23 protein-coding genes are annotated in these 24,838 nt (G+C 71.4%); 10 read left to right on the forward strand and 13 right to left on the reverse strand.

Annotation, left to right across the window (positions count from 1 at the left end):
• Positions 1-25: 25 nt before the first annotated feature.
• Both ACWC9R_RS05980 and yczE read right to left on the reverse strand, forming a co-directional pair.
• On the reverse strand, positions 26-826 hold the full coding sequence (locus ACWC9R_RS05980) for a glycerophosphodiester phosphodiesterase family protein (RefSeq protein ID WP_450729166.1): 801 nt from the start codon (positions 824-826) through the stop codon (positions 26-28).
• Entirely contained in the window at positions 823-1,500 is a 678-nt protein-coding gene (gene yczE / locus ACWC9R_RS05985; protein WP_450729167.1) for a membrane protein YczE, read from the reverse strand. Before yczE ends, ACWC9R_RS05980 begins: the two co-directional genes overlap by 4 nt.
• 107 nt (positions 1,501-1,607) lie before the next feature.
• Between yczE and ACWC9R_RS05990 the strand changes: the two genes are divergently transcribed.
• Positions 1,608-3,113 carry an SCO1417 family MocR-like transcription factor gene (locus tag ACWC9R_RS05990; RefSeq protein ID WP_450729168.1) on the forward strand — a complete coding sequence of 502 codons (1,506 nt, stop codon included), beginning with the start codon at positions 1,608-1,610 and terminating at the stop codon, positions 3,111-3,113.
• Positions 3,114-3,170: 57 nt separating this feature from the next.
• Here the strand turns inward: ACWC9R_RS05990 and ACWC9R_RS05995 are convergent, their stop codons facing one another.
• On the reverse strand, positions 3,171-5,021 hold the full coding sequence (locus tag ACWC9R_RS05995; RefSeq protein ID WP_450729169.1) for a hypothetical protein: 1,851 nt from the start codon (positions 5,019-5,021) through the stop codon (positions 3,171-3,173).
• 157 nt (positions 5,022-5,178) lie between these two features.
• Positions 5,179-5,373, reverse strand: a complete 195-nt coding sequence (locus ACWC9R_RS06000) for a hypothetical protein (protein WP_208679784.1) — start codon at positions 5,371-5,373, stop codon at positions 5,179-5,181.
• A gap of 198 nt (positions 5,374-5,571) precedes the next feature.
• Between ACWC9R_RS06000 and ACWC9R_RS06005 the strand changes: the two genes are divergently transcribed.
• Entirely contained in the window at positions 5,572-5,997 is a 426-nt protein-coding gene (locus ACWC9R_RS06005) for a YchJ family protein (RefSeq protein ID WP_450729170.1), read from the forward strand.
• A 53-nt stretch (positions 5,998-6,050) separates the two neighbouring features.
• Here the strand turns inward: ACWC9R_RS06005 and ACWC9R_RS06010 are convergent, their stop codons facing one another.
• A complete protein-coding gene (locus ACWC9R_RS06010; protein ID WP_362609422.1) occupies positions 6,051-6,425 on the reverse strand; it encodes an RNA-binding S4 domain-containing protein in 375 nt (124 codons plus the stop codon).
• 48 nt (positions 6,426-6,473) lie between these two features.
• On the reverse strand, positions 6,474-7,598 hold the full coding sequence (gene ku / locus ACWC9R_RS06015; RefSeq protein WP_450729171.1) for a non-homologous end joining protein Ku: 1,125 nt from the start codon (positions 7,596-7,598) through the stop codon (positions 6,474-6,476).
• Between the two features lie 30 nt (positions 7,599-7,628).
• Between ku and ligD the strand changes: the two genes are divergently transcribed.
• Positions 7,629-8,543: a non-homologous end-joining DNA ligase gene (gene ligD, locus ACWC9R_RS06020; protein WP_450729172.1), complete on the forward strand. Its 915-nt coding sequence runs from the start codon at positions 7,629-7,631 to the stop codon at positions 8,541-8,543.
• 9 nt (positions 8,544-8,552) lie between these two features.
• On the opposite strand, the gene dnaE is transcribed toward ligD, so the two are convergent.
• A complete protein-coding gene (gene dnaE, locus ACWC9R_RS06025; protein ID WP_450729173.1) occupies positions 8,553-12,149 on the reverse strand; it encodes a DNA polymerase III subunit alpha in 3,597 nt (1,198 codons plus the stop codon).
• Between the two features lie 263 nt (positions 12,150-12,412).
• Here dnaE and ACWC9R_RS06030 point away from each other — a divergent pair, with 263 nt between their 5' ends.
• The gene (locus ACWC9R_RS06030) at positions 12,413-13,372 is read left to right on the forward strand and encodes a LysR family transcriptional regulator (protein WP_450729174.1); all 960 of its coding nucleotides are present in this window, start codon (positions 12,413-12,415) and stop codon (positions 13,370-13,372) included.
• A gap of 118 nt (positions 13,373-13,490) precedes the next feature.
• On the opposite strand, the gene ACWC9R_RS06035 is transcribed toward ACWC9R_RS06030, so the two are convergent.
• Positions 13,491-13,901: a hypothetical protein gene (locus tag ACWC9R_RS06035; RefSeq protein WP_450729175.1), complete on the reverse strand. Its 411-nt coding sequence runs from the start codon at positions 13,899-13,901 to the stop codon at positions 13,491-13,493.
• A gap of 650 nt (positions 13,902-14,551) precedes the next feature.
• Between ACWC9R_RS06035 and ACWC9R_RS06040 the strand changes: the two genes are divergently transcribed.
• From ACWC9R_RS06040 to ACWC9R_RS06050, 3 genes are all read left to right on the forward strand, one after another.
• Positions 14,552-15,424, forward strand: coding sequence for an endonuclease I family protein (locus ACWC9R_RS06040; RefSeq protein ID WP_450729176.1), 873 nt, complete (start codon positions 14,552-14,554; stop codon positions 15,422-15,424).
• A gap of 128 nt (positions 15,425-15,552) precedes the next feature.
• Positions 15,553-16,815, forward strand: a complete 1,263-nt coding sequence (locus ACWC9R_RS06045) for a D-alanyl-D-alanine carboxypeptidase family protein (protein WP_450729177.1) — start codon at positions 15,553-15,555, stop codon at positions 16,813-16,815.
• 292 nt (positions 16,816-17,107) lie between these two features.
• A complete protein-coding gene (locus ACWC9R_RS06050) occupies positions 17,108-17,311 on the forward strand; it encodes a cold-shock protein (protein WP_006601696.1) in 204 nt (67 codons plus the stop codon).
• Between the two features lie 265 nt (positions 17,312-17,576).
• On the opposite strand, the gene ACWC9R_RS06055 is transcribed toward ACWC9R_RS06050, so the two are convergent.
• Together ACWC9R_RS06055 and ACWC9R_RS06060 are read right to left on the reverse strand one after the other, a co-directional pair.
• Positions 17,577-17,771, reverse strand: coding sequence for an antitoxin (locus tag ACWC9R_RS06055; protein WP_450729178.1), 195 nt, complete (start codon positions 17,769-17,771; stop codon positions 17,577-17,579).
• Between the two features lie 104 nt (positions 17,772-17,875).
• A complete protein-coding gene (locus ACWC9R_RS06060; RefSeq protein WP_450729179.1) occupies positions 17,876-18,901 on the reverse strand; it encodes an alpha/beta hydrolase in 1,026 nt (341 codons plus the stop codon).
• 207 nt (positions 18,902-19,108) lie between these two features.
• Between ACWC9R_RS06060 and ACWC9R_RS06065 the strand changes: the two genes are divergently transcribed.
• A complete protein-coding gene (locus ACWC9R_RS06065) occupies positions 19,109-19,414 on the forward strand; it encodes a hypothetical protein (RefSeq protein WP_450729180.1) in 306 nt (101 codons plus the stop codon).
• A 204-nt stretch (positions 19,415-19,618) separates the two neighbouring features.
• On the forward strand, positions 19,619-21,148 hold the full coding sequence (locus ACWC9R_RS06070) for an SDR family oxidoreductase (protein WP_450729181.1): 1,530 nt from the start codon (positions 19,619-19,621) through the stop codon (positions 21,146-21,148).
• Between the two features lie 136 nt (positions 21,149-21,284).
• Here the strand turns inward: ACWC9R_RS06070 and ACWC9R_RS06075 are convergent, their stop codons facing one another.
• The 3 genes from ACWC9R_RS06075 to ACWC9R_RS06085 all read right to left on the reverse strand — a co-directional run bounded on the left by ACWC9R_RS06075 (position 21,285) and on the right by ACWC9R_RS06085 (position 23,853).
• Positions 21,285-21,737, reverse strand: coding sequence for a spore-associated protein A (locus ACWC9R_RS06075; protein ID WP_450729182.1), 453 nt, complete (start codon positions 21,735-21,737; stop codon positions 21,285-21,287).
• Positions 21,738-21,968: 231 nt separating this feature from the next.
• On the reverse strand, positions 21,969-22,829 hold the full coding sequence (locus tag ACWC9R_RS06080) for a lysozyme (protein ID WP_450729183.1): 861 nt from the start codon (positions 22,827-22,829) through the stop codon (positions 21,969-21,971).
• A 388-nt stretch (positions 22,830-23,217) separates the two neighbouring features.
• On the reverse strand, positions 23,218-23,853 hold the full coding sequence (locus ACWC9R_RS06085; protein WP_450729184.1) for a transglycosylase SLT domain-containing protein: 636 nt from the start codon (positions 23,851-23,853) through the stop codon (positions 23,218-23,220).
• 699 nt (positions 23,854-24,552) lie between these two features.
• Between ACWC9R_RS06085 and ACWC9R_RS06090 the strand changes: the two genes are divergently transcribed.
• Complete coding sequence (locus tag ACWC9R_RS06090) at positions 24,553-24,756, forward strand: hypothetical protein (protein WP_450729185.1); 204 nt, start codon at positions 24,553-24,555, stop codon at positions 24,754-24,756.
• The last annotated feature ends 82 nt before the right edge of the window (positions 24,757-24,838 follow it).

A 24,838-nucleotide genomic window follows, 5' to 3' on the forward strand; every position in this document is an offset into this window, starting at 1 on the left:
CGGCGGCGGACGGCCCCCGGGCGGCTCAGACCCAGCACCCCCGCTCGGTCAGCACCGTCCGCAGCGTCTCGATGTGGTCCGTCATGATGCCATCCACGCCGAGGTCCAGCAGGGCGGTCATACGGTCCGGGTCATTGACCGTCCAGACGTGGACTTGCATGCCCAGCGCATGCGCGGCGCGCAGGAACAGCGGATCGACGACCGGGAGACCGGACTGCCGCTCGGGGACCTGGACACAGACTGCGCTGCGCCGCACCGCCGCGCCCAGCAGCCGGTCGAGCGGCAGCACGCCCCGGCCGTACGAGCGCAGCCGCAGCCCGGCCACACCGCGGGTGCCGAGCGAGCTCGCCATCCGCCGGCCGGCCAGCCGCTGGGCCCGCGCCACCCGGGCCTCCGAGAACGAGCCGACGCACACCCGGTCCCAGGTGTGCGTACGGCGCAGCAGGTCCAGCAGTGGCGGCAGCGCGGCCTCGGCCTTGAGGTCGACGTTCCAGCGCGCCTCCGGGAACTCCTCCAGCAGCTCCTCGAACAGCGGCAGCGGTTCCTGTCCGCCGACCCGGGCCCGGCGCACCGCCCGCCAGGGGAGCTGCCCGATCGCGCCCCGGGTGTCCGTGACGCGGTCGAGGGTCGCGTCGTGGAAGGCGACGAGCCTGCCGTCCGAGGTGGCGTGCACATCGGTCTCCAGGTAGCGGTAGCCGAGGCCGACCGCGCGGCGGAAGGCGGCCGCGGTGTTCTCCAGACCCTCCGCGTCCCCGCCCCGGTGGGCGAAGGGGAGCGGGGTGGGGTGGTCGAGATAGGCGTGGCGGATGCGTATCGCTGAGGTCACTCCGGCAGTATGGCGCGCTCAGGTGACGGCTCTCCGCGGGCCACCACCGGGGACGGCCGCGCGGGTGCGTCCCGGAGCGCGAAGCGGCGGAGGAAGAACTGCGCCAGCGGGCCGATGGCCAGTGCGTAGACGACCGTGCCGACGCCGACGGACCCGCCGAGCAGAAAGCCCGCCGCGAGCACCGTCACCTCGATGCAGGTCCGCACCAGCCGCACCGGGCGGCCGGTCCGCCGCTGCAGCCCGGTCATCAGCCCGTCCCGCGGCCCCGGGCCGAAGTCGGCGGAGATGTACAGGCCGGTCGCGGCGCCGTTCAGGAGGACGGCGCCGGCCAGCAGCGGGATACGGGCGCCCAGCGAGTGCAGCTCCGGCACCCAGGCCAGCGTCGCGTCCATCACCAGCCCGAGGATCACCACATTGGACACCGTGCCCAGGCCGGGCCGCTGCCGCAGCGGAATCCACAGCAGCAGGATCAGCGCGCCGGAGACGATGGTGACGGTGCCGATCGACAGCCCCGTATGCCGGGATATGCCCTGGTTGAGCACGCTCCAGGGCTCCAGTCCCAGCTCGGCCCGCAGCATCAGGCCCATGCTCACGCCGTACAGCGTCAGTCCCGTATAGAGCTGGACCAGGCGGCGCGCCCGCAGGCCCCTCCCCGGGCCGGGCCTACTGATCATGGACACGAAATTTCCCCCTCCTGGCAGGATTGGACCGACGCATGACACCATGTGGCGTGTCCGGGCTCGGGAAGTAGAGCCAATTCGGGGAAGGTGGACTGATCTTCATGGCTCAGTGGACTTCAGCGGTTGGCGCACCCCAACTCGCCCGGCTGCTCCGGTCGCAGGACCCGCGCGACGCCCAACTCGCGGTCGGCGGCCGCCGCTTGCCCGCCTATCGCAGCCTCGCCGACGGAGTGCGCCTGCTCGTGCTGGAAGGCCGGATACCGGTCGCCGCCCGCCTGCCGGCCGAACGCGAACTGGCCGCGGCCTTCGGCGTCAGCCGCACCACCGTCGCCGCCGCCTATGAAGCGCTGCGCGCCGAGGGGTTCCTGGAGTCCCGGCGCGGCTCGGGCAGTTGGACCGCCGTCCCGGCCGGGAATCCGCTGCCCACCCGCGGCCTGGAACCGCTGCCCCCGGAGGCCGCCGGTTCCATGATCGACCTCGGCTGTGCCGCCCTCCCGGCCCCCGAGCCCTGGCTGACCCGTGCCGTCCAGGGCGCCATGGCCGACCTTCCGCTCTACTCCCACACCCACGGCGACTACCCGGCCGGTCTGCCCGTCCTGCGCCAGGCCCTCGCCGACCGCTACACCGCCCGTGGCATCCCCACCATGCCGGAACAGATCATGGTGACCACCGGCGCGATGGGCGCCGTCGCCGCGATCTGCCGGCTCTGTACCGGTCCCGGCGAGCGCGTGGCCGTCGACTCGCCCTCGTACGCCAACATCCTGCAGCTGATGCGGGACGCCGGCGCCCGGCTCGTCCCGGTCGCGCTCGGGGACAAGCTGGCCGGCTGGGACATCCCCGTCTGGCGCCAGGTGATGCGCGACGCCGCCCCGCGCATGGCCTATGTGGTCGCCGACTTCCACAACCCCACCGGCACCCTCGCCACCGAGGACCAGCGCCGCCGCCTCGTCGACGCCGCCCGGTCGGCCGGCACCCTGCTCGTCGTCGACGAGACGATGACCGAGCTGCGGCTGGAGGAGGACGCCGAACCACCCCGTCCGGTCTGCGCGTTCGACCCGGCCGGCAGTGCGGTGATCACCGTCGGCTCGGCGAGCAAGGCGTTCTGGGCCGGGATGCGGATCGGCTGGGTGCGCGCCGCCCCCGACATCATCCGCAGTCTGGTCGCCGCCCGCGCCTACTCCGACCTGGGCTCACCCGTCCTCGAACAGCTCGCCATCGCCTCGCTCCTGGAGTCCGGCGGCTGGGAGCAGGCCATCGGCATCCGCCGCGAGCAGGCCCGCGAGAACCGCGACGCGATCGTCGGGGCGCTGCACCGGCACCTTCCCGACTGGGAGTTCAGCGTGCCCCGCGGCGGCCTCACGCTCTGGGCGCGCACCGGCGGGCTCTCCGGCTCCCGGATCGCCGAGGCGGGGGAGCGGCTCGGGGTGCGGGTGCCCTCCGGCCCGCGGTTCGGTGTCGACGGCGCCTTCGAGGGCTTCGTACGGCTGCCGTTCACGGTCAGCGGGGCGGTCGCCGACGAGGCCGCGGTCCGGCTGGCCGGTGCCGCACGGCTCGTGGCCACGGGCGCGCCCGTGGAGGCGGAGCTGCGGCACACGTTCGTGGCCTGACGGGGCGTTTCCTCCGGGCCGGCCGGATTCCCGGGGCCGCCGTGGGGCGGAGGAGGCTCACCCCTCCGCCCGGACGGCCTCCACCGTGCCCTTGATCACGCGGGGCTCGCCGCCCTTGGTGAGCACGCGGGTTTCGCCGCCCTTGTCGGTCCGCACCCGCGCGCTCGCGCCCACCGGTTCGGCCGCGGACGGGTCGGCGGCGGCACCGGTCTCCTCCGCGTCCGGTGCCACACCGGCCGCCGCGGGCCCGTCGTCCGCTTCGCTCACCGGGGCTCTCCCGGACGCATCGGCCTCCACGGCCCCGGCACCCGCCCGCTTGCCGACGTCCACCGCCGTGCCGCCGGTCACCGGCTCGGTGGGGTCCGCCCCGTCCGCCGGGACCGTACGCTCCGGCAGCAGCGCCAGCACGGCCTCCCGGTGCGCCTGGCCGGTGGCGTCGTCGAGCGGATCGGGGGTGGCCGGCACCTGGAGCCGCAGCACGGGCGCGCCGCCCAGCCGCGCATAGCCGCGCCCCGGCGGGACCTGCGCCGGCGGTGTGGTGTGCGGCGGCGCCCCGAGCACCGCCCGTACCTCCTCCGCCGTGGCCGGACCGAGCACCACCCGCGCCTTGGTGTGCGCCCGTACCGGATCGCTCAGCAGCTCGGCGGTCTCGAACTGGTCGGCCACCACCACCGTGACCGCCGCGGCCCGCCCGTGCCGCAACGGCACCTGGAGCCACTGCTGTGGATCGTCCCGGCCCTCGGCGACCGCGATGTGGGACAGCGCCGTCGGACGGTCCACGATGATCCACAGCGGGCGCCGGGTGTCGTCCGGTGCCGCCGTGCCGGCCTGCCGCGCCCGGTTGCCCGCGATCAGCCGCCGCTCGGTCTCGTGCGACGCCCACTCCAGCGTCGCCAGCGCCCCCGCCAGCCCGCTCTCCACCCCGAGCACCCCGCCGCGCCCGGCGAGACACCCGTACTCACCGGTGCCGCCGCCGTCGATGACCAGCACATCGCCGTGCTGCAGCGCCTGCAGCGCGATCGAGCGCAGCAGGGTCGTGGTGCCGGTCCCCGGCTGCCCCAGGACGAGCAGATGTGGTTCGGTGGAGCGCTGCCCGGTGCGCCAGACCGCCGGCGGGGCGTCCCGGGTCTCCTCCCCGCCGGTGACCGGCAGGGTCCGCTGGACGGAGTCCGGGTCGGTGAAACCGAGCACGGTCTCGCCCGGCGCGGTGACGAAGCGCTGTGCGGCGATGTCCGTGGGCAGCGGGTCCAGCACCGTCAGGGTGAGCTGATTGGCCAGCTCGTCCCAGGTGAACCGGTACTCCCGGCCGCGGCCGGCCTTGGCGTACAGCACCTGCTCGATGCGGACCCGGGACCGGTCCTCACCGTCGGTGAAGTACGCCGGGTACTTCAGCTGCAGCCGCTCCAGGCGCCCGTCGTCGTCGAAGGCGTACTCGGCGAAGGCCCCCGCCCAGTCACCGCCGTGCGCGTACAGGGGGCTGGGGTCGCCCTCGGCGGAGAGGTAGGGGACCAGCGCCTCGTAGAGCGCCCGCAGTCGCTCGGTCTCGGCCTCGCTGGGACCGGTCACCACCGGCGTACGCTCCCGCCCCGCCCAGGCGCCCGCGCCCATGACCGCGATCAGGGCGAGCAGCGGTCCGTACGGCACCAGCCACACCACCAGGCCGCACGCGCCCACGAAGAAGGCCAGCGGGCCGCGCTGGTCCTTGGGCGTCTCGGCCCAGCGTCCCCGGCCGGCCGCGCCCAGCCGGCGCAGCCCGCGACCGATGGTGATCAGCGGATGGAACACGTCGGAGGCGCTGTCGGCGGCGGTGCGCGCGAGTTCGCGGCTGCGGGCGAGCGGGGCGCTGTGTGCCATACGGGCGAGCGGTGCGCTGTGGGTCAGGATGCGGGGCAGGGGGCGCCGGGCCACGGCTTCTCCTGTTGCTCGTGCGGTGGGCGTGCGGGAACCGGCGTGGGCCGCGGGCGGGGGAGCGGGCCGCAGACGGAGCCACCCGGACGGGAAACGGTGCGGCCCGTTCGGGCGGGACCCGTGGTGGTGCGCCGGAGGCGGACTTTGCGGACACGCCCTAGATCTTGATCCCCCCGAGGAGGCTGGCCAGGCTCGCCCCGCCGGCCTTGATGCTGGGCGCGATGGCGGAGCTGGCGAGGTAGAACCCGAAGAGCGCGGAGACCAGAGCGTGGGACAACTTCAGGCCGTCTTTCCGGAAGAAGAGGAAGACGATGATGCCGAGCAGGACGACGCCGGAAATGGACAGAATCATGGGGGGTTCTCTCCTGGGTGGTGGGGACGGTCACCATGAGTTCTTCCAGCCTCACAGCACGTATCAAGCCAGGGAAAGCTACAAATGGGTGATTTGTCAGGGAAATTCCCTAAATGGGGGTATCTCCAGGGCGTGCCGGGTCCGGCTGTGCTCTCGGCGTGTCGCGGTCCGCCCCCGCCGACCCGGCACAATCGTGGGGTGTCGAAGCAGAAGAACAAGCCCCGCCCCGCCGCAGTCACCCCCACCTCGCCGTGCCCCTGCGGACGCGACGAGACCTACCGCGACTGCTGTGCCGCGTTCCATGAGGGGCGCGCCACCGCCCCGACGGCGGAGCGCCTGATGCGCTCGCGCTACAGCGCCTTCGTGGTCGGTGACACCGGCTATCTGCTGCGCACCTGGCACCCGACGACCCGCCCGGACGCTCTCGACCTCGAACCGGCGCAGCGGTGGACCGGCCTGGACATCCTCGGCACGACCGGCGGCAGCGCCTTCCACACCGAAGGCACCGTCGAATTCCGCGCCCACTACAGCCGGCACGGGCACACCGACAGCCAGTACGAGCACAGCCGCTTCGTCCGCGAGGGCGGCCAGTGGGTCTATCTCGACGCACTGGCGTCGTCGTAGCGGTCACCCCCCGGGGCCGGCCCGCCCCTCGTGGTGTGCGGGGCCGGCCCGGTTCACAGGCCGCGCAGCTGGTCGATCTCGCGGCGGTCGCGCTTCGTGGGGCGTCCGGTGCCGCGGTCGCGCAGCCCGGTCACCGGAACCTCCGCCCGCGGCGGGACCGGCGGACTGTTGTCGACGAAGCACTCCGCCGCGACGGCCGCGCCGACCCGCTTGCGCACCAGCCGTGAGACGACCACGATCCGCTCCCGGCCCGCGTGCCGCAGTCGCACCTCGTCGCCGTTGCGCACGCCGTGGGCCGGCTTCACCCGCTCACCGTTGACCCGTACGTGCCCCGCGCGGCAGGCCGCAGCGGCCAGCGAGCGCGTCTTGGTGAGCCGTACCGACCAGATCCAGCTGTCGATGCGGGTGGTCCCCTCGTCTGAAGCCATACCAAGACTCTAGAACGGCCGCCCGCCGTCCGGGTGGCGCGACGGCGCTCACGCGGACGACCTCTTCGTCGTCTTCTTGGCCGCGGCCTTCTTGGTGGTGCTCTTCGACGCGGTCTTCCCGGACGCCGCCTTCCGGGAAGTGCCGGCAGAATTGGCCTTCTTGGCCGCCGCGGTGTCCTTCGCCCGCTCGCCGGTGGACTTCGCGGCGGCCGCGGACTTCTTCGCCGGAGCCTTCTTCGCGGTGGCCGCCGTGGTCTTCTTGGCCGTCGCCGTCTTCGCCGATTTCTCCGCCGCGCCGCTCTTCCCGGCGGCGCCCTTTCGCGCCTCGTCCTTCCTCGCTACCTTCCGCCCCCGTAGGGGTGTCACGGATGCCGACCCGGACTCCGCGCCGGTCTCCGGGGCGCCCCGGGCCGCCCGCACGCTCTTCTCCAGGGCCGCCGTGAGGTCGATGACCTGGGCACCGGACGTGCCCGAAGTGGCGGCGGCGACCGGCTCGCCCTCCAGCTTGGCGGCGACCAGTTCCTCGACGGCCTCGCGGTAGTCGTCGTGGAGTTCGGCGGGGTCCAGCTCGCCCAGGGAGTCCATCAGGGTCTCGGCGAGCGTCAGCTCGTTCTCGCGGAGTTCGACGTCCTCGGGCGCCACACCGGTGACGGGCCGGATCTGATCCGGCCACAGCAGGGTGTGCATCACGATCGCCCCGTCGTGCGCCCGCAGCATCGCCAGCGACTCCCGCCCCCGCATCGCCACCTTGCCGACCGCGACCTTCCGGTGGTCCTCCAGCGCCTCCCGCAGCAGCGCGTACGGCTTCGCCGCGGCGGCCCCGTTGGGTCCCAGGTAGTAGGCCTTGTCCATCTGGAGGGGGTCGATCTCGTCGGGGGCGACGAACGACAGGATGGACAGCGTCTTGGCGGTGGGCATCGGGAGCCGGGACAGATCCTCGTCGGTGATCGGCACGATGGTGTCGTCGCCGGGCGCCTGGTAGCCCTTGCCGACTTCCTCGTTCGGGACTTCCTCACCGTCCAGCTCACAGATCTTCCGGTACTGGACCTGCGCGCCGTCCTTCTCGTGGATGCGCACGAAAGACACCGACGAGGTGCGGTCGGTGGCGCTGTAGGTCTTCACGGGGATGGTGACCAGACCGAACGATATGGACCCATTCCATATAGAACGCATATTTCATCCCTTGTGTGGGATTCTCATCGTATGTCGCCGATCACCGTTGTGGAGGGGCGGCGCCTCTCGCTGAGCAACCTGGACAAGGTCCTCTATCCCGAGACCGGCACCACCAAGGGCGAGGTGCTGCACTACTGCACCACCACAGCGGACCCGCTGCTCGCCCACCTCCGTGACCGGCCGCTCTCCTTCCTGCGCTACCCCGACGGGCCCGACGGTCAGCGCTTCTTCACCAAGAACGTGCCGCCCGGCACGCCCTCCTGGGTGAAGACGTGCGAGGTCCCCCATTCGACGTCGGGGCCCACCCGGCAGGTCCTCCTGCAGGACCTGCCCTCGCTCGTCTGGGCCGCGAACCTGGTCGTCGAGCTGCACACCCCGCAGTGGACCCGCCAGGCGCCGGGCCTCGCCGACCGGCTGGTCTTCGACCTCGACCCCGGCGCCCCGGCCACCATCGTGGAATGCTGCACCGCCGCCCGGTGGCTGCACGGCCGGCTGGCCGCCGACGGCCTCGACGTGTACGCCAAGACCAGCGGCTCCAAGGGCCTGCACCTCATCGTGCCCGTCGAGCCCACACCGTCCGAGCGGACCACCGCCTACGCCCGGAGCCTCGCCGTCGAGGCCGCGGCGGCCCTCCCTGACCTGGTCCTGCACAAGATGACCAGGGCGCTGCGCCCCGGCAAGGTCTTCATCGACTTCTCCCAGAACGCCGCCGCCAAGACCACCGCGGTCGCCTACACCCTGCGCGCCCGTGCCACCCCCACCGTCTCGGCCCCGGTCACCTGGGACGAGATCGCCGACTGCACCGACCCGCGGCAACTCACCTTCCTCTACAGCGATATCGCCCCCCGCTGTGAACGCCAGGGCGACCTGCTGGCCCCCCTCCTCGACCCGCACCGGGCCCGCCCGCTGCCGGCCGTGGCGCCCTCCCGGCCGGGCTCTGCCTAAGGGCTGTCCTCAGACCACGCCCTCCCAGGCGTCCGCTCCGAAGGCGCCCTTCACGTCGGAGGCGAGGGTGGTGGGGTCCACGGTGGCCTGCAGGGCGTAGACGGTGGTCTTGCGGGCGCCCCGGACGGTGAGGTGCACGGGGCTGTCGCCCGGGTGGTCGGCGAGGATGCGCCTGAGTTCTCTCACGGACCGTTCGGTGACGCGGTGCGCGGGGAGCGCGAGCCGTACGGGTGGCATGGTGCCCTGTTCGGCGGAGGAAACGTCCAGTACGGCGAGTTCCCTGCCGAAGAGGTGCACCGTTCCGTCCCGGTCCGCGAGCTTGCCCCTGACGGAGATCACGGCGTCTTCCGCCAGCGCGTGCTGTACGAGCTGGTAGGCGGCGGGGAAGAAGAGGACCTCGATGGCGGCGTCGCGGTCCGCGAGGCTGACGATCGCCCAGGGACGGCCCTGTTTGGTCACCTTGCGCTGGATGCCGGTGATCAGCCCGGAGAGCCGTACCTCTCCGGTGGTGCGGCCGGAGGCGAGCAGGTCGGCGAGGGTGCAGTCCCGTGCGCGGGAGAGCACGTGCTCGGCACCGTCCAGCGGGTGGGCGGAGACGTAGAGGCCGAGCATCTCGCGTTCGGTGGCGAGGAGCTGCCGGCGGGGCCACTCCGTGCCGTCGAGGGGGATGTCGGGTCCGAAGGCGCGTTCGCCGCAGTCTTCCCCGGTCAGCTCCGCGAAGAGGTCCTCCTGCCCGAACCCGGCTGCCTTCTTCACCGGGGTGATCGCGTCGATGGCCGACTCGTGGACGGCGGTGAGGCCCTTGCGGGTGTGCTGCAGCGAGTCGAAGGCCCCGGCCTTGATCAGGGACTCCACGGCTCTCTTGTTCAGTACGGGCAGCTCGACCTTGTCGAGGAAGTCGGAGAAGGAGTGGAACTTCCCCTTCTGGCGGCGGGCTTCGACGATCCCGTGGATGACGTGGTCACCGACGTTGCGTACGGACCGCAGCCCGAAGCGCACATCGTCGCCGACGGCGGTGAACTCGGCGACGGAGGCGTTCACATCGGGCTGGAGGACCTGTACGCCGTTCTTGCGGGCGTCGGCGAGGTAGACCGCGGCCTTGTCCTTGTCGTCGCCGACGGAGGTGAGCAGGGCTGCCATGTACTCGGCCGGGTAGTTGGCCTTGAGATAGGCGGTCCAGTAGGAGACGAGGCCGTAGCCGGCGGTGTGGGACTTGTTGAACGCGTAGCCGGAGAACGGGAGCATGACGTCCCAGAGGGCCTTGACGGCTTCCTCGCTGTAGCCGTTGGCCCGCATGCCGGCGTGGAACGTGTCCCACTCCGCGGCGAGCACCTCGGGCTTCTTCTTGCCCATCGCGCGGCGCAGCAGGTCCGCTCCGCCGAGGGTGTAGCCCGCCAGTTCCCGGGCGATGGCCATGATCTGCTCCTGGTAGACGAGCAGATGGAAGGTGTTGCCGAGGATCGGTTCGAGGGCCTCGCGGAGCTCGGGGTGGATCGGGGTGATCTCCTGGCGGCCGGTCTTGCGGTGGGCGTAGTGGGTATGCGCGTTGGCCGCCATCGGGCCCGGCCGGTAGAGGGCGTTGACCGCGGCGATGTCCTCGAACCGGCTGGGCTCCATCTGCTTCAGCAGCACGCGCATCCCGCCGCCGTCGAGCTGGAAGACACCGAAGGTGTTGCCCTCGGCGAGGAGCCGGTAGGTCCGGGCGTCGTCCAGCGGGATGACGGTGGCGGAGGAGTCGCCGTCCACGGGGTCCACGGTGGTCAGCCGGATTCCGCGGTTCTCGCGGATGTTCTCGAGGGCCTGGTCGATGACGCCCAGGTTCCGCAGCCCCAGGAAGTCCATCTTGACCAGTCCCATGGCCTCACAGGACGGGTAGTCGAAGCCGGTGATCTTCACGCCGTCCGAGGCGCGCATGTGCAGCGGGATGCGGTCCGTGAGGACCGTCTTGGAGAGGATCACCGCGGCGGCGTGCACACCGGTGCCCCGGGTGAGGCCCTCCACACCGCGGGCGGTGTCGAGGACCCGCTTCACATCCGGTTCGTCGGCGTACATCTGCCGGATCTCGCCGGCCTCGCCGTACCGCTCATGGGCGGGGTCGAAGACGGCGGCCAGAGGAGCGGACTTGCCGTTCTGGTCCGGCGGGAGGGCCTTGGTGATCCGCTCGCCGTGGGCGTAGGGGTAGCCGAGGATGCGCGAGGAGTCCTTGATCGCGTTCTTGGCCTTGATCCGGCCGAACGTGTTGACCATGGCGGTGTACGCGTCGCCGTACTTCTCGGTGACGTACCGGACCATCCGGTCGCGCTGCCGGTCGTCGAAGTCGAGGTCCACATCGGGCGGGTTGATGCGCTCGGGATTCAGGAACCGTTCGAAGAGCAGACCGTGCTCCAGCGGGCACAGTTCGGTGATGCGGGTGGCGTAGGCGACGATCGATCCGGTGGCCGAGCCCCGCCCCGGCCCGAGGGGGATTCGGCTCTCCCTGGCGTGGCGGCAGATGTCCGCCACCACGAGGAAGTAGGAGCTGAACCCCATGGGGCCGATGACCGCCATCTCGGTCTCGAAGCGCTTCAGGATGCGTGGCGGGAGCGGGGTGCCGTAGCGCATCGCCAGCCCCTTGAGCACCTCCTTGCGCAGCCACGACTCCTGGGTCTCCCCCTCGGGCACGTCCGGGAACCGCGGCATCTCGTCGACGTGGTCGAAGACCTCGTCGTAGGGCTCGACGCGCTCGGCGATCAGCAGGGTGTTGTCGCAGGCCTCGGGAAGCTCCGAGAACAGAGCGCGCATCTCGGCCGGGGACTTGAGGTGGTAGCCGGAACCGTTGAACCGGAAGCGCCGCGGGTCGTCCTTGTTCCTGCCCACGCCGATGCACAGCAGACTGTCGTGGGCGTCGGCCTGGTCCGCGGTGACGTAGTGGGCGTCATTGGTCGCCAGGAGCGGGAGGCCGAGGTCCTTGGCCAGGCGCAACAGCCCCTGGCGGACGTCGCGTTCGAGGTCCAGACCGTGGTCCATCAGCTCCAGGAAGTAGTTCTCGCGGCCGAAGATCTCCTGGTACGCCGCGGCGGCGGCCTTCGCCTCGTCGTACTGCCGCAGCCGCAGCCGGGTCTGGATCTCGCCCGAGGGGCAGCCGGTGGTGGCGATGATGCCGTCCGGGCTCCCGGCGATCAGCTCCCGGTCCATACGGGGTTTGCCGGCGGGGAACTGGCCCTCGTAACTGGCCCGTGTGCTGAGCCGGAACAGGTTCCGCAGCCCCTGGACGTTCCGCGCCCACATGGTCATGTGGGTGAAGCGGCCGCCGCCGGAGACATCCTTCGACCCCTCACCGTCCTCGCGCATGGCGCGACGGCCTCCCGGCCCCCAGAACTCCTGCTGACGGACGAAGCGCGACGACGGCGCCACGTACGCCTCGATGCCGATGACCGGCCTGACGCCGTCGAAGTCCTTCGCCACCTGCGCGAATTCATAGGCGCCGAACATGTTGCCGTGATCACTCATGGCGATCGCGGGCATCCCCTGGCGGGCCACCTCGCCGAACATCGGCCTCAGCTTCTGCGCGCCGTCGAGCATCGAGTACTCGGTGTGATTGTGCAGGTGAACGAAAGAGTCCGGCATCGGTCGGAGGCACCTCCGGGCGTAGGGGAAGCCCCGCCCGGCCACGGGCGCACGGCGGGCACGGTCCGTCGCCGGGCACGTGGTCACGTCCCGCCGCCACACACATCCGCTCGGTCCCGCTCCCGGAATCCCGGCAGAGCCAGCGAGGGGGGCTGATCAACCACACGTTGACCACACTCATCAAAGCGGGCCGCAATCAGCGGAATCAAACAATCATTTCGACTCAGCGAACAACGCCTGGTTGTTCCACTAGGGTCTCCGTCGTGGACCTCAACGCCGTACGCACCTTCGTCGCCGCCGTCGACACGGGACAGTTCCAGGAAGCCGCCGCCGAGCTGTCGATCACCCAGCAGGCGGTCTCCAAACGCATCTCCGCACTGGAGAGAGACCTCGGCGTGCCGCTGTTCGGCCGGCCGGTCCGGGGAGCCCAGCTCACCATCGACGGGCAGGCCTTCCTCCCGCACGCCAGGGCACTGCTGCAGGCCGAGGAGCGGGCCGCCGCCTCCGTACGGCCCGGGTGCCGAGCGCTGCGCGTCGACGTGATCGGCCGACGGCTCTCCGTGGCAGGGCTGCTCCGTGACTTCCATCGCGCGTACCCGGAGACCGACCTCGACGTGGTGACCCTGTTCACCGCCGACGAGGCCATCGCCGCCGTCCGGGCCGGCACCATCGACGCGACCTTCCGCGCCGTGCTCAGGCCGGGCCGGCAGTTGCCCGAGGGCATCGGTGCCACCGTGGTCCTCGACGAACCGCTCCGCCTGTTCACCGGCCCGGCCCACGAGTTCGCCGGCGCCCGCGCCATCGCTCCCGCACAGCTCGCCGGGCGCCGGATCTGGATGCCCAGCAATGCCGCCGACACCGAATGGGCCGCCTACTACGACGCACTCGCCGCCGCGTTCGGGCTCACCATCGACACGATCGGACCCGACTTCGGCATCGAGCACCTGCTCGACACGATCGCCGGCTCCTCGACGCTGGCCACCTTCGTCGGCGGGCAGACCCCGCTGGTCTGGCCCGCCGGGCACGACCTGCGGCGTATTCCCCTGCGGGACCCGACCCCGGTGTACCCGCACTCACTGATCTGGCGCACCGACAACCCCCACCCCGGGCTCGCCGCACTCCGCCGGCACCTCACCTCCGCTTACCCCGGCCGTCCCGCCACCGGGATCTGGACGCCGGAGTGGGCCCAGCCCGCGCGGCGGACGGCGGGGCCGGCCCGCTGATCCCGGGCGCCCGGACAGCTCACCCGGCACGGCCACGCGCGACGGACGCCGCGCAAGGCGTGCCGGGATCAGCGGCCAGTCGACGCCACGTCACCCCGCGGTCCGGGGGCGGGCCGTGTCACACCGCGTGCGGGCGCGGCCAGGAGCCGCGCGCGGCGGTTCCCAGCCAGTTGATGACGGCGCCGGCCGTGGTGTCGCCCAGGGCCGCGATCTCCGCCAGGGCGGCCAGGTCCCCGTCCGTCGGAGCGACACCGGCCGCGGTCAGCGCGGCCTGAAGGTCCAGCCGCCGGCGATCCGGCATCGCCACCGGCCCCTGCCGCTGCTCCTCGGGGCGCGGGAGCGGCCGGTCCTGCGGGTACGGCGGGCCGAAGTGCAGCCGGTCCTCCGGGCGCGGCGGCGGCAGCGCATGGCCCGGGAGGGACGGAGACTGCGGCGCGGGTGCGCCGAGGCGGTCCTCGGGGCGCGGGGGAGCGAGCACATACTCCGGCGCCACGCCGTAGGGCGGGCGAGTGGAGTGGTCGTACGACATGGGGGCCTCCACAACTCACGGTCCGAAGGGTTCAAGGGATGCGGTGCATGCGGCTCTCGATGCTTCGGAAGCGAGGCGGTACCGGTTCGGTTGCGCAACGGGCACGGGTTCACCCGATGAGCCCAAGGCGCACCGCCGCCCTCCGCACCGCCGTGGCGGTCGTTCACCACCCGGACTGCGCCGCCGCGTCCGCCGGATTGTCGCGGCCGCACACCGCGCGCACAGCAGGCGCACACCGAAGGCGGGCGCGACTTCTCGGTATTCACCCGTATTCATCCGCGTTCCTTGCTCAACGCGCCACCATTGCACAACCCTTGGTGAACATCAGGCATTCTCCGCATTACTCACCGGCGGAGCCGGAATCCGGCGCATACGGAACATCCCTGGTGGGAAGCCTCAAACCGGCGAAGTCCACGACTGCCGAACCGAAAGTCCGGTGGGCGGCGGAGTTCTGACGGAGCATCGATCACCGCGGCATTTTCGGGTGAATTCGGTGATTCACACGGGGTGGGCACATAACTCTTGCCCGGTGTTCACACTGTGGTGATTGCCGTGATGGAAAGCTTCCTGGCGGCCGCTCCCAACGGCCGGTGCCGGTCGTGCCCCACATTTCGCGACCCGGCGCCACAATTCGGGGAGAGGACACCCTCGTGGACAACACCCGCGTGACCCGTCGCGCCCGTATCGCGCTGGCCATCGCCGCCGGCGCGGCACTGACAGCGGTGGCCGCACAGATTCCGGCGAACGCGACGGCCGGCTCGGCCGCACCGCACCGCGCCGACGGCGCCTCCACCGCCCAGAAGCCGTCCGGCGCGGCTGACGGCACGTCGTATGACGACACGTACTACAAGGACGCCGAAGGCAAGACCGGCCAGGCGCTCAAGGACGCGCTGCACAAGATCATCAGCAGCACCCAGACCGGGAAGCTGTCGTACGACGAGGTCTGGGACGCCCTCAAGGAAACCGACCAGGACCCGGACAACAGCGCGAACGTGATCCTGCTCTACACGGGCCGTTCGCAGAGCAAGGACGCCAACGGCGGCAACCCGGACGACTGGAACCGTGAGCACGTCTGGGCGAAGTCCCACGGTGATTTCGGCACCGACACCGGTCCCGGTACCGACATCCACCATCTGCGCCCGGAGGATGTGTCCGTCAACAGCATCCGCGGCAACAAGGACTTCGACAACGGTGGGTCGAAGGTCGACGAGGCGCCCGGCAGCCTCAGCGACGACGACTCCTTCGAACCCCGTGACGCGGTCAAGGGCGATGTCGCCCGCATGATCCTGTACATGGCCGTCCGCTACGACGGCGGCGACGGATTCCCCGACCTGGAGCCCAACGACAAGGTCGACAACGGAACCCAGCCGCATATCGGCCGGCTCTCCGTCCTCAAGAAGTGGAGCGAGCAGGACGCGCCGGACGCCTTCGAAAAGCGCCGCAACCAGGTGATATTCGACAAGTTCCAGCACAACAGGAACCCGTTCATCGACCACCCCGAGTGGGTCGACGAGATCTGGTAGCCCGTCCGGCCGGGCCCGGTGGTCCTTCCGCCGGGTCCGGCCCGCCCCGTACGGCAGTCGGGGCCGCCGCGCATCGGATGGAGTAGGCCAACCGGCGCCCGGCCGCGGTCGTTTCTAGCGTGGGCCACATGTCTAGCGTGAGTTGGGCCTCCGTCAGAGTCGTTACCGCCGCCACCGTTTGTGCCGCGAGCCTGTGGGCCGCGCCCGGTCAGGCAGCCGCCGATGGCCCCAACGGCATCGACGACCTGCGGCCCGGGGCGCACGCGGCCGAACCCGCCGACGTCGAGAACCGGCTGGACGGGCGCGGTGTGCGGTTCCTGGCCCGGCGGGACGTGCCCGAGCCACCGGAGGTCTCCTCCCTGTCCTGGATGGTGACGGACCTGCCGAGCGGCAAGGTCCTCGCGGCCAAGGACGCCCACCGGCCCCTGCCACCCGCCAGCACACTGAAGACGCTCTTCGCCCTGGCCGTGCTGCCGAGGTTCGCCCAGTCGACGGTGCACACCGTCTCCCTGGCGGACCTGGCCGGGATCGAGGCGGGCAGCTCCCTAGCCGGCCTCCGGGAGGACATGCCCTACCAGGTCGCCGACCTGTGGCACGGGGTCTTCCTCAGCTCGGGCAGCGACGCGGTGCACACCCTGGCCAGCATGAACGGCGGCTGGGGCAAGACCATCGACGACATGCAGGAGACGGCCCGGCGCCTCGGCGCCCGCGACACCCGGGTGGAGTCCGCCGACGGATTCGACACGCCGGGTCAGGTCTCGTCCGCCTACGACCTGGCGCTCTTCGGGCAGGCCGGGCTGACCGACCCGGACTTCGCCCACTTCGCCTCGACGAAACAGGCCGAACTCCCCCAGGAGGGCGGCCCGGACGCCTTCACCATCCAGAACACCAACCGGCTGCTGGTCGGCTCACACGGCGTCAAGCCGTACGCCGGCCTGATCGGGGTGAAGAACGGCTACACGAGCCACGCCGGCAACACCCTGATCGCCGCCGCCCGGCGCGGCGGCCGGACACTGCTGGTCACCCTCATGAACCCGCAGTCCGGCGGCCGGAACGCCGTCTACGAGGAGACCCGCGACCTGCTGGACTGGGGCTTCGAGGCGGCTCCCCGGGCCGCGGCCGTCGGTGTGCTGCCCGCTCTGGAGCCCGATGAGCGCACCGGCGAACTGCGGCCGGTCACCCACCGGCCGCGGTCCGTGCCGCTGCACAAGGCGGGGGTCGGGGCGCAGACGGACGGCGCGCTGTTCACCCGGTACCGGTGGTTCCTGCCCGTGGCCGGAGCCGTCGGGGCCGTCGCCGCCGCCGGGCTCGGCACCGCGCTGTGGCGGCGCCGGCGCCTCGCCCGCCAAGGACCGGGCGAGGGGTCCGGGCCCGGGAGCGGGCCCGCCTGAGGCAGTCCTCCACACCGTCGGCCGTCGCACACCCATCCGATCGGTCAGGGATACGGAGGACAGTCGCTGGCCTTGCCCGGTGAAGGGCGACGCGTCCGTCACGGTTGTGCGGCCTGCCGGGCGTTGCTCGGTGTAGCGTCCTGATCAGCTGTCGTGGTTCCGAAGTGCCGGACGCCCGTGTCGCCTCCACGGGCGTCCTTGCTGTGTGGCGCGTCTCCGGGCCAGGGCGATCACCTCCGGGTTCCGCAGCACGCGGAAGCCGATTCGAGCCCAATGAACGAAGGAGACGGACATGGCTTCCGGCACGGTGAAGTGGTTCAACTCGGAGAAGGGCTTCGGCTTCATCGCCCAGGACGGCGGTGGCGCCGATGTCTTCGCGCACTACTCCAACATCGACGCCACGGGCTTCCGTGAGCTTCAGGAGGGCCAGAAGGTGACCTTCGAGGTCACCCAGGGCCACAAGGGCCCTCAGGCGGAGAAGATCCGGCTGGCCTAGGTCCGGCGTCGCACCCCTCGGTGCCCGCTCCCGGCCCCCGGGGGCGGGCACCGTCGCGTGGGGCACGGTCCGGTCTCACCCGGTCGGCGGTATCCGGTGGCAGCGTCCCGCCGGCCCGTGCGGGTGGCGGTCGCTGCGGAGTTTCCGGCATCGGGGCCCCGGGACACCGGGGCGTCGGTGCGGCAGGCCTCGTCGGCCTGCGCACGGCTCATCCGTGCGGCGCAGTGGCGGCCGGCGGTGAGGTGCCGCCGGGTGAGCCGCTGGTTCAGGTCCGCGGCGGCTGATCCGGGCCCTGCCCGCCGCCGAACTGGTCCTTGAGCTTGTCCTGGCCGGTGTCGACCTGGCCCTGGTACTTGCCCTGGGTCTTCTCGTCGGCCATGTCGCCGGCCTTGTCGACGCCCTTCTCGGTCTGGCTCTCGTGGCCCTTCAGCATGCTCTTGATCTTGTCCATCATGGACATGATGCGTCCTCCTCACGAGGGTCCCCCACGACTCCAGCATCACCCCCTCCCAGACGATCTGCATCCGCGCGCCACGGGGCACCGCCGGGCGCCCGGCCGCCGGTTCAGGAGCCGCTCGGGACCGGTGCCTTCATCCGGTCGCTGATGAACTTGATCGAGCCGGCCGCCATGCCCTTCTGGTAGTCCCAGGCGTTGTGCCGGCCGCCGGGAATGACCTGGAGGACGGTGTGGACCGGGCCCTTGCCGTAGGTCTGCCGGAAGCGGTGTATGGCGGCGGTGACCCTGGCGGGCTCCCGGGAGCCGGCCTGGAAGGCGAGGTAGACGTCCGGACCGCCCTTCTGCAGCAGGCGCCGGGCGAGCCGCGCGGGGTCGTTGGCGGCCTTCTCCGCCTGGTGGCCCGCCCACAGCGGCGAATCCGGCACCAGGTCCGGGCCGCTGGCTATCGCCGCCTTGAACTTGTCCGGGTGCTTCAGCACCGACTTCAGTCCGGCGAAGCCGCCCGAGGACGATCCCATGAAGGCCCAGCCGTCGCGGGACTTGAAGGTGCGGAAGGTGGCCCGGGTCAGCTGGACGACGTCCTCGGTCAGCCAGGTCCCCATCTTCTGGCTGCCGGGAATGTCGCTGGCGTCGTGGTACCGGGTGTCCGGGTTGAGCATCGGCATCACCACGATGAACGGCAGGCTCTTGCCCTCCGCGGTCCACCGGGTGAGGTTCTCCTGCAGCTCGATGTCGCCGCCGACCCAGTAGTTCGTGACACCGCCGGGCTCCTTGGGGCTGCCGAGGCCGCCCGGCAGGGCCATCAGCACCGGAAATCCGCTTTTGGCGTATCTGGGGTCCGTGTATTCCTTGGGAGCCCAGACCCAGACGCTTCCGGTGACACCGGATTTCCGGCCGTGCAGCGTCGTCCGCGCTATGTGGGTGCCGTCGTCCAGGGTGCGGGTGATCCGGAAGTCGTTCTTCGGGCCGGTCGGCATGAGGGTGTCGTCGTCGACGGGCTTTGCCCGCGTGGCGCCGTCGCTCTTCCCGCCGGCGGAGAAGTCGACCGGCCGGCCGGTGTCCGAGCAGCCGGCGAGCAGCGAGGTGCCGAGGGCGAGTGCGGCGGCGAGCGCGACGGCGTAGGGGCGTTTCAAGGGGGGCTCCGCGGCTGAGTGATCACGTGCAAGTGCTCATAAAGAGGGAAAAGGGCCGCCGGAGGTTCCCCGCCGTGAGCCGGGCCCGCGGGGCGTTCCGGGGGCTCGTCCCACCCGTGTGGAGCAGCGCCGCCCGGCCGGTTCCCACCGGGCGGTCCCCGGCCCGCTCGACGGGCACGGTCCCGTGGTCCGGCCGAGAATGCAGCGGTGAGCGATGAACACCGCAGTGCCGATGACTCCGCATCCCGCGCCGTGCCGTGCGACGAGGAACGACGGCTCGCCAGGAAGGCGCTGGCCGGCCATGCGCGGAGCGCGGACGATCTGACGTTGTTGATGGACATGCTGGGCCTGGACCCGAGCCGCGATCCGGACCACGAGGCGGCGCACGGCCACGAGACGGGCCGCGGCCGGGACTGTGGCGGCGGCCCGGGGAACGGGCGCGGCACCGGCCGTGAGCGCCGCCCCGCATCGCGCCGGGACGCCCGGCCACGGTGGGGCGGGCCCTGGACGTAACCCCACGCCCGGAGCCCACCCCCGCCGGCCGCCACCGGCCGTTGTCCGCCCGGCGCAGCCGCACGGTCACGATCCAGGGCCCCGTTCCACTCGCCTCCACGGCTCTCGCCCCGGCCCCGCGCCGTGATGCTCCCGCGCGGAACCGGTGACAGACTTGCCGGGCAGGCTGATCATGCTGCTACCAGCCCCGAGGAGGCCGCGCCCATGGCCGGCACCGGCGAGACGCCGCAGCCCACGGCGCTCCCACGTGCCCTGGTCACCGGCGCCACCGGCTACATCGGCGGCCGTCTGATCCCCGAGCTGCTGGCGGCCGGATACGCCGTACGGGCACTGGCCAGGACACCGGAGAAGCTGCGCGACCACCCCTGGGCCGGGCAGACGGAGGTGTTGCGCGGCGATGTCACCGACGAGGGCTCGGTCCGTACCGCCATGGCCGGCGTCGACGTCGCGTACTACCTGGTGCACGCCCTGGGCAGCGGCCGCCGCTTCGAGGACACCGACCGCCGGGCCGCGCACATCTTCGCCCGGCGCGCCCGCGCCGCCGGCGTCCGCCGGATCGTCTACCTCGGCGGTCTCACCCCCGCGGGCATCCCCGAGCGGGAGCTGTCGCCCCACCTCCGCTCCCGCGCCGAGGTCGCGGACATCCTGCTGGCGTCCGGCGTCCCCACCGCCGTCCTGCGCGCCGCCGTCATCATCGGCTCCGGCTCGGCCTCGTTCGAGATGCTGCGCTATCTCACCGAGCGGCTGCCGGTCATGGTCACTCCCAGCTGGGTGCGCACCCGCATCCAGCCGGTCGCCGTCCGCGATGTGCTGCGCTACCTGGTCGGCTGCGCCCGCCTCCCCGACGACGTCAGCCGGGCCTTCGACATCGGCGGGCCGGACATCCTCACCTACCGCGACATGATGCAGCGCTACGCCCGGGTCGCCGGACTGCCCGAGCGGCTGATCCTCCCCGTACCGATGCTCACCCCGCGCCTCTCCAGCCTCTGGATCGGCCTGGTCACCCCCGTGCCGCCGGGCCTGGCCCGCCCGCTCGCCGAATCCCTGCGGCACGAGGTCGTCTGCCACGAGCACGACATCGCCCGCCATGTTCCCGACCCGGACCCGCCCGGTCACCCCATCGCCTTCGACGACGCGCTGGAACTGGCGCTGCGCCGGGTGCGGGACGCCGAGGTCGCCACCCACTGGTCCAACGCCGCGGTGCCCGGGGCGCCGAGCGATCCGCTGCCGACCGACCCCGACTGGGCGGGCGGCAGCCTCTACACCGACCGCCGGGAGCGGACCGTGGACGCCCCGCCCGAGGTGCTGTGGCGGGTGGTCGAGGGCATCGGCGGCGACAACGGCTGGTACTCCCTGCCGCTCGCCTGGGCGGTGCGCGGCTGGCTGGACCGGCTGATCGGCGGGGTGGGGCTGCGCCGCGGCCGACGGGACGCGGGCCGGCTGCGGGTCGGCGACTCACTCGACTTCTGGCGTGTCGAGGAGGTCGAGCCGGGCCGGCTGCTGCGGCTGCGCGCCGAGATGCGGCTCCCCGGCCTGGCCTGGCTGGAACTGACGGTCGGCCGCGACGCCCGGGGCCGGACGCTCTACGGCCAGCGGGCCCTGTTCCACCCCCACGGGCTGACCGGCCATGCCTACTGGTGGTCCATCTCGCCCTTCCACGCCGCGGTGTTCGGCGGGATGGCCCGCAACATCGCGGCCGCCGCGGCGACCGAGCACCGCAACCGTCCGGAGTGACCGGCATCCGCCGGGCTCCGGTAATTGTCAAGTCATGGGCGAATCAAGGTAGTTGGCGCTCACCGTTCCCCGGTACGCAGACATGACGACGGCGGGTCCCCGGGTGCGCAGCCCGGGAACCCGCCGTCGCGGACGATCAGTGGTGGGTCACCACACCGGGCGCCATCCGGCCGCAGTTGGAGCCGGACACGCTGACGCTGACCGACTCGATCGAGCCGCCCCAGTCGACACAGATGCCCTTTCCGGGCAGATAGACGGGACCGGCGTAGGAGGTGTACTGACCGCTGTCGTAAACCCAGTCCGAACTGCCGTCCGTGGCCGTGAGATAGGCGTACATGTTCACCCGCTTGCCGGGGCTGTTCCGCACCGTCACGACACAGTTCTTTCCGGTCTTGGCGCTGTACGTCAGGTACACGGTCCCCTTTCCGGTGACCGGTACGGAATTCACTACGCTGTAGCCGCTTCCGCAGGCGCCGTTGTACGCGGCGGCGGCCGCCGGTGCGGCGGACGCGGTGGTGGCCGTCGCCATCGTGGCGATACCGGCCACGGCCAGCGCCGCCGATCCTGCGATGACACGAGAACGCTTCATGGAAAACCCCCCGTTGGGTGAAGTGCGTCGCGTGGTTGTTTCGCAGTGTTGGACGACGGTCGGCCGCCGATGGTTGTACCGCTTCGGGAATTCACCGGCGCGCCGGAGGAGTTGTCCGAAAAGGACTTCCCGCCCGCACCGCTGCCGTCGCCCCCGCCGAAGCACGGAAAGGCGGCCGGCCCCCGCGCGCCGGAAGGGGCGCGCCGGGGGCCGGCCGTCGGGTGTGTGCGGTCAGCTGCCGTTGGCGAGGACCTTGAGGCGGGTGTACGAGCCGTTGAAGCGGTTGCGGTCGCCGACCGTGTGGCCCGAGGAGGTGTGCTGCCAGATGCTGTGGAAGTGCCAGCCGGCCGGCAGCGCGCCCACGGACGAGCCGTACCGCGGAATCCACAGGGGGTTCGACCGGCCGAACTTGCCGGAGTTGCCGGTGCAGCGCTTCCACCAGTTGGTGGAGGTGTAGATGACCGCGTGACGGCCGGTCTCCTCCCGGTAGGTCCGGGTGAAGTCGCGAATCCAGCTGACCATTTCCTTGTGGCTCATGCCGTAGCAGGTCGCGCCGTAGGGGTTGTACTCCATGTCGAGCGCGCCGGGCAGCGTCCTGCCGTCCCGGGACCAGTCGCCGCCGCGGTCGGCGAAGTAGCGCGCCTGGGAGCTTCCGCTGGAGTGGTCGGGCAGCGCGAAGTGGTACGCGCCGTGGATCATGCCGGAGTTGTACGAGCCCCTGTACTGCTGTGTGAAGTACGGGTTCGTGTAACTGGTCCCCTCGGTGGCCTTGACGTACGCGAAGCGCACCCCGGACTTGCGCAGCGACGACCAGCTGACCTTGCGGTTGTGGCTGGAGACGTCGACGCCGGACACACCTCTTCTGGCCGAGGCCCGTGCCCCCAGACCGCCGGCCCGGTCGCCGCCCTCGTGGGCCATGATCGTGGAACCCATCCAGTCCTGCTCGGGGTGGGCGGGTCTCTTCTCGGCGTCGGACGCCGTGGCGGAGCCGGGCAGCGCGAGGGGCAGAGCGAGCACGGAGAGGAGAGAAACGAGAGTTCCGGCCGCAAGAGGGACTGTACGGCGGGCCGGACCGGATCTGCGCAAGGGCATCGCATGCCTCCGAAGGCCTTCGGTTGAGTCAGGTTCGGCAGCTTTTGAGCAGAATCCTGCCGATAAGACACATATACGCAGAACTGCCTGACTCTATGACCCGATGGCCCGTCAGTCCGCCGACCGGCCCTGCATCTCACCCGTCCGGCGGGCGGGAACGGCGGGTCACGCCCCCGTTCCGTGCCCCGCGGGTCGCACGGGAGAGCGAAGCGGGCCCCGGCATGGCCGGGACCCGCTCCACCGCGCAGCGGCGAACGCGCCATTCCGCCGCTTCGCAAGCTGCTCTATACCGAGCCTTCGGGCTCGTTTGTGTGGTCCGTCAGGTCCCTGGCCTCATCTGGCGGGGCCGGCTTCGGGTGCCGGTGACGGCTCATGCTGCTCTGCCGGCTCAGTAAGCCGAGTCGACGTTGTCGATCGAGCCGTAGCGGTCGGCCGCGTAGTTGGCGGCAGCCGTGATGTTGGCGATCGGGTCGGTGAGCTTGTCGGGCGTGCCGGCGACGTGGTAGGCGTCGAACGTGGGCTGGATCACCTGGAGCAGGCCCTTGGAGGGCGTGCCGTTGATCGCGTTGATGTCCCAGCCGTTGACGGCGTTGGGGTCACCGGCGGACTCCCGCATGATGTTGCGGTGCAGGCCCTCGTAGGAGCCGGGGATGCCCTTGGCCTTCATGATGTCCAGCGACTCACGAATCCAGCCGTCCAGGTTGTTCGGGTAGTCCTTGACGGCCTTGCGGTCGGCAGAACGGTCGGCGGCCTGCTTGGCGGTGTGCTGCTTCTCGGCCTTCACGTGGTCGGCGACCGAGGCGGTCACCGGACGGCCGGTCTTGGCGTCGTCAGCCTTGGCCGGCTGGCCCTTCGCGCTGACCGGCTTGACCGCGGCGGGGGAGTGCTCAGAAGCGGCCTGAGCGGTGTCCGGAGCCGAGGTGAGGGCCAGGCCCGAGGTGGCACCCGCGGCGGCCAGAACGGCCACGGCGACCTTGTGGGTACGGGTGATACGGGCAGCGCGGGGCAGGGTGAAGCTGGGCATGCAGAGTGACCTCTTCCAGGTACGGGGACGGGGAGGCGGCCTTTTGGCGGCGCGTGACGTTCCGGAGGTCTTTGCCGCGATCGCCTTGGGGCGTGATTCGCAAACTCGCTCTCGGTGCGTCGGAATCCATGGTTAACGCCGGTCCCGAATCGAGGCAATGGTGCTCTGTACTACTCATCTTCGTGAGAGAAACCCGGATCACCGAAGGGATAAGCATTTCCGGCGGCGTTGGCCCGGAATGGGCGCACGGATATCGACTAGGCAGGCTCGTAAGTGACGTACATCGCGTGCCTCGGGTCACCCGATAACGCCCTCAAAGGCCGCTAGGCACCCCGGCATAAGTTGCCTGGCTCACACCGGAATTAGCGCTCATGGGTATCGGTCCGGACGGCGGTGACGGCGTATTTATCCGGCTGTTGGACCGGTGCGGCCGGCCGGGAATCGGGAAATGTGGCGAGGGGCACCGGAGTGGCGGCCGAAAGGGCAGGAATGTGTGCGCTGATTCACGATCGGCGTGGCCGGTTGTGCGTTCGCGAGGGCGCCGGAGGGCGGGCCGGCTCGGCCGTTGGTGAGGGCTGCGCTCATGCAATACGGCGGTGCCGCTGGTCCGTTCGCAGCAGCGCCCGGAGCTGTCGCATGACTCCGGGCCGTCCGCCCCCGGAAGGTGGCACCGCAATCGTCACCACTCACCGTAGGGACATGCTGATGCTCCGTCGTCTTTCCGTTGTGCTCGCCGGTCTGCTCGTCACCGGCTTCCTCGCGACCGGCGCCGCCGCCGCGGCCCCCGCCGACGGCCGCCACCAGGACCGCCTCACCCCCAAGGAGCGGCAGGGACTCCGTATCGCGAGCGAGGTTCTCGACACGCTCTTCGGTGACGGTCTGTACCGGCGCGACCGTTACTGACCGGCGGCGCCGGGGGCTTGACGCCCGGCGCCGGTGCCACCTGACAACGGCAGTGGCCCTGCCCGCGGATCGCGGGCCGGGC

The organism is Streptomyces sp. NPDC001219, assembly GCF_053597915.1.

Coding starts and splice junctions, on each gene's coding strand:
- ku (WP_450729171.1), bottom strand. CDS start 7,598: ATGCGTTCTATATGGAATGGGTCCATATCGTTCGGTCTGGTCACCATC.
- ACWC9R_RS06050 (WP_006601696.1), top strand. CDS start 17,108: ATGGCTTCCGGCACGGTGAAGTGGTTCAACTCGGAGAAGGGCTTCGGC.
- ACWC9R_RS06085 (WP_450729184.1), bottom strand. CDS start 23,853: ATGCCCAGCTTCACCCTGCCCCGCGCTGCCCGTATCACCCGTACCCAC.
- ACWC9R_RS06075 (WP_450729182.1), bottom strand. CDS start 21,737: ATGAAGCGTTCTCGTGTCATCGCAGGATCGGCGGCGCTGGCCGTGGCC.
- ligD (WP_450729172.1), top strand. CDS start 7,629: ATGTCGCCGATCACCGTTGTGGAGGGGCGGCGCCTCTCGCTGAGCAAC.
- ACWC9R_RS06045 (WP_450729177.1), top strand. CDS start 15,553: ATGTCTAGCGTGAGTTGGGCCTCCGTCAGAGTCGTTACCGCCGCCACC.
- ACWC9R_RS06070 (WP_450729181.1), top strand. CDS start 19,619: ATGGCCGGCACCGGCGAGACGCCGCAGCCCACGGCGCTCCCACGTGCC.
- ACWC9R_RS06055 (WP_450729178.1), bottom strand. CDS start 17,771: ATGTCCATGATGGACAAGATCAAGAGCATGCTGAAGGGCCACGAGAGC.
- dnaE (WP_450729173.1), bottom strand. CDS start 12,149: ATGCCGGACTCTTTCGTTCACCTGCACAATCACACCGAGTACTCGATG.
- ACWC9R_RS05990 (WP_450729168.1), top strand. CDS start 1,608: ATGGCTCAGTGGACTTCAGCGGTTGGCGCACCCCAACTCGCCCGGCTG.
- yczE (WP_450729167.1), bottom strand. CDS start 1,500: ATGATCAGTAGGCCCGGCCCGGGGAGGGGCCTGCGGGCGCGCCGCCTG.
- ACWC9R_RS06000 (WP_208679784.1), bottom strand. CDS start 5,373: ATGATTCTGTCCATTTCCGGCGTCGTCCTGCTCGGCATCATCGTCTTC.
- ACWC9R_RS06090 (WP_450729185.1), top strand. CDS start 24,553: ATGCTGATGCTCCGTCGTCTTTCCGTTGTGCTCGCCGGTCTGCTCGTC.
- ACWC9R_RS06035 (WP_450729175.1), bottom strand. CDS start 13,901: ATGTCGTACGACCACTCCACTCGCCCGCCCTACGGCGTGGCGCCGGAG.
- ACWC9R_RS06080 (WP_450729183.1), bottom strand. CDS start 22,829: ATGCCCTTGCGCAGATCCGGTCCGGCCCGCCGTACAGTCCCTCTTGCG.
- ACWC9R_RS06010 (WP_362609422.1), bottom strand. CDS start 6,425: ATGGCTTCAGACGAGGGGACCACCCGCATCGACAGCTGGATCTGGTCG.